Genomic DNA, 2,962 nt, shown 5'->3' with positions numbered 1-2,962 from the left:
GCTTCGGCCGGGCGCGCCGGCGACCGCGGACGCCGGGACGGCCCCCGGGGCGGGGACCGCCCGAGGGGGCCGTACGATCCGGGTCATGGCCCATGATCCGCGCGACCTCGACGAAGCCTTCCTCGCCTTCTGGCGCGAGCGGCACATCTCCACGCTGACCACCACCCGCCCGGACGGCTCGCCGCACGTGGTGCCGGTGGGCGTGACCTTCGAGCCGGCGACGGGCACCGCCCGGGTGATCACCAGCCGCACCAGCCGCAAGGCGCGCAACGTGGCGGCGGCCGGCCCGGCGGGCCTGCGGGTCGCGGTCTGCCAGGTCGACCGGGCCCGCTGGTCCACCCTGGAGGGCGTCGCGGTGCTGCGCGAGGAGCCCGAGCAGGTCGCCGACGCGGAGCGGCGCTACGCCGAGCGCTACCGCCCGCCCCGCGAGAACCCGGACCGCGTGGTCATCGAGATCACCGTCGAGCGCGTCCTCGGCCGGGCCTGACCAGCCCGGGGCGGGTCACCCGGAGAGCGCCGGGGCGATCCTCCGCAGCACCGACGGCCAGCCCCGTCCCATGCCCTGGTGGGCCTGCCGGCCCATCGGGGTGTCCAGGTCGAAGCCCGTGTGCTCCAGCAACAGCCGTGTCCCGTGGCCCTCGGGCACCAGTCGCCAGGTGACGGTGGTGTCCAGCGTCCCCGCGGCGAAGCTGTACTTCAGCAGCCGCTCCACCTCCACCTCGACGACTTCGCAGGGCTGCTGCCCCCACGGCCCCATGTCCAGCGTGAACCGGTGACCGACCACCGCCTGCACGTCCCCCGCGGCCCACCAGCGCGCGTGCAGTTCCGGGTCGGTCAGCGCCTGCCACACCCGGGCCGGCGGGTACGGCAGGAACTCGTCGCAGTGGATCGCGGCCTGCTCGGTCATGAACGCTCCTCGGCCAGGAGTTCGCGGAGCGAGCGCATCCGTTGCCTCCAGTAGTGCTCGAACGGGTGGAGCCACTCCTCGACCTCGGCGAGCGGGCCGGGCTCCAGGTGGTAGTAGCGGTGCCGCCCGCGCTGCTCCTCGCGCACCAGCCGGGCGGTCCTGAGCACCGCCAGGTGCTCGGAGACCGCCGGTCTGCTGAGCTCGAAGTCGCCGGCCAGCTCCCCGGCCGCCCGTGGGCCGTCCCGGAGGCTTTCCAGCAGTCTGCGCCGCACCGGGTTGGCCAGCGCGCTGAAGACATCGACGTCCGCCATGGCTCCACCATGCGTCGGAACTTTCCGACGTGTCAACTTCTCCCGACGCGTTCGGGAGCCGACCGCGGGCCGCGAGCACCGCCTCCGTCCGGGACCGGGCCGGTCGGGACGTCAACGCCAGGTCACCCCCTACAACGGACCCGGCAGCGGCCCCGGGCGCCGGATCACCCCGGCCCGCGCCGCCGCAGGCACCGTCCTCGCGCTGGCACCCGCGACGGCCGCCGTGGTGGGCCGGCACCGGTACGTCGGCCGGACGGCGGCGGGCGACGCCGGCGGCGGCGGACCCGTTCAACCGGCCTCGCGCAACGCCCGGAAACGCAAAAGGCAAGGAGCGGAAATCCTCTCCTTGCCACTATCAGAATATAACCGGTGGGGGGCCTTGCGGCAAGGCCCCCGGTATACCGCACAATCGTCGACCTGGCTGCTTTGACCTGCGGAAACGGGAGCAGAGAATGCGCGTGTTGTTGACGTCGTGGGGATCGCGCGGAGATGTCGAACCGCTGGCCGCGCTGGCGGTGGAATTGCAGCGGCTCGGGGCGGAGGCGGCGGTCTGCGTGCCGCCGGACGAGGACTTCGCGGCACTGCTGGAGCGCGTCGGCGTGCCGCTCGTGCCGCTCGGTCCGACGGTGAAGTCGATCGTCGCCAACCCGAAGCCGCCGACCGGGGAGGACGCCTTCCGGCTGGCCCCCGCGCTGGTGGCGGCGAGGTTCGAGACCCTCACCGCGGCCGCGGCCGACGGGTGCGACGCGGTGCTGGCCACCGGGCTGATGCCGGCGGGCGCACGGGACGTGGCGGAGAAGCTGGGCGTGCCGTACGTGTTCGCGTGCTTCCACACCCTCGGGATCCCGTCGCAGCACCACCGCCCCGGGCGGCGGCCGGGCCCGCCGCTGTCGGAGGGCGAGACCGACCTGCGGGTGCTGTGGAAGGAGGACGGCGAGCGCGTGAACGGCCTGTACGCCGAGGCGCTGAACCGGGGGAGGGCGGCGATCGGGCTGCCGCCGGTGGGGAACGTCCGCGAGCACGTCTTCGGCGAGCGGCCGTGGCTGGCGGCGGACGCGGTGCTGTGTCCCTCGGCGGGGATGACGGACCTGGACCTGCTGCAGACCGGCGCGTGGATCCTCCCGGACGGCCGTCCGCTGCCGGCGGAACTGGAGGCGTTCCTGGCGGCCGGCGAACCGCCGGTGTACGTCGGGTTCGGGAGCATGGCGTCGTACGCCCCGAAGGACGCCGCGCGGGTGGCCATCGAGGCGAGCCGGGCGCACGGTCGTCGGGTGGTCGTCGGGAGCGGCTGGGCCGGTCTGGGCTCCGTCGACGACGGTGGCGACTGCTTCGTGGTGGGCGAGGTCAACCAGCAGGCGCTGTTCCGGCGGGTGGCCGCCGTCGTGCACCACGGCGGCGCGGGCACGACGACGACGGCCTCCCGGGCGGGGGCGCCGCAGGTGGTCGTCCCGCTGATCGCGGACCAGCCGTACTGGGCGGCCCGGGTGGCCGAGTTGGGGATCGGCGTGGCGCACGACGGGCCGACGCCGACCGTCGAGTCGCTGTCGGCGGCCCTGGGCGCGGTGCTGCGCCCCGAGGTGCGCGGGAGTGCGGCGGCGGTGGCGGGCACGATCCGGACGGACGGTGCGACGGTGGCCGCGAAGCTGCTGTTCGAGCCCAGAGCTCCTTGCCCTCCAGCGCCTCGGCGACCGGCATGCCGAGCACCCCGTCGTACGAGGTGATCTTGCCGTCGGCGATCTGCAGC

Annotated in this window: 4 protein-coding genes; 2 read left to right on the top strand and 2 right to left on the bottom strand. The window is 74.6% G+C overall.

Annotated elements, in window-relative coordinates; translation table 11 throughout:
- Window positions 1–85: 85 nt before the first annotated feature.
- Window positions 86–487, top strand: a complete 402-nt coding sequence (locus ABT247_RS32910; protein ID WP_350750183.1) for a pyridoxamine 5'-phosphate oxidase family protein — start codon at window positions 86–88, stop codon at window positions 485–487.
- A gap of 15 nt (window positions 488–502) precedes the next feature.
- Here ABT247_RS32910 and ABT247_RS32905 read toward each other — a convergent pair whose 3' ends face one another.
- Together ABT247_RS32905 and ABT247_RS32900 are read right to left on the bottom strand one after the other, a co-directional pair.
- Entirely contained in the window at window positions 503–907 is a 405-nt protein-coding gene (locus tag ABT247_RS32905; RefSeq protein ID WP_350750181.1) for an SRPBCC family protein, read from the bottom strand.
- The gene (locus ABT247_RS32900) at window positions 904–1,218 is read right to left on the bottom strand and encodes an ArsR/SmtB family transcription factor (protein ID WP_350750179.1); all 315 of its coding nucleotides are present in this window, start codon (window positions 1,216–1,218) and stop codon (window positions 904–906) included. Before ABT247_RS32900 ends, ABT247_RS32905 begins: the two co-directional genes overlap by 4 nt.
- A gap of 452 nt (window positions 1,219–1,670) precedes the next feature.
- Between ABT247_RS32900 and ABT247_RS32895 the strand changes: the two genes are divergently transcribed.
- Window positions 1,671–2,939, top strand: a complete 1,269-nt coding sequence (locus tag ABT247_RS32895; RefSeq protein ID WP_350750177.1) for a glycosyltransferase — start codon at window positions 1,671–1,673, stop codon at window positions 2,937–2,939.
- The last annotated feature ends 23 nt before the right edge of the window (window positions 2,940–2,962 follow it).

The sequence above is a fragment of the Kitasatospora sp. NPDC001539 genome, assembly GCF_040298565.1.
In the GTDB taxonomy this organism is placed as follows: domain Bacteria; phylum Actinomycetota; class Actinomycetes; order Streptomycetales; family Streptomycetaceae; genus Kitasatospora.
The sequence above is the reverse complement of the archived record's forward strand: the minus strand, read 5'-3'. Positions and strand labels throughout refer to the sequence as shown.

Excerpts from the sequence above, each read along its gene's own strand:
- ABT247_RS32910 (WP_350750183.1), top strand. The coding sequence starts at position 86 with ATGGCCCATGATCCGCGCGACCTCGACGAAGCCTTCCTCGCCTTCTGG.
- ABT247_RS32905 (WP_350750181.1), bottom strand. The coding sequence starts at position 907 with ATGACCGAGCAGGCCGCGATCCACTGCGACGAGTTCCTGCCGTACCCG.
- ABT247_RS32900 (WP_350750179.1), bottom strand. The coding sequence starts at position 1,218 with ATGGCGGACGTCGATGTCTTCAGCGCGCTGGCCAACCCGGTGCGGCGC.
- ABT247_RS32895 (WP_350750177.1), top strand. The coding sequence starts at position 1,671 with ATGCGCGTGTTGTTGACGTCGTGGGGATCGCGCGGAGATGTCGAACCG.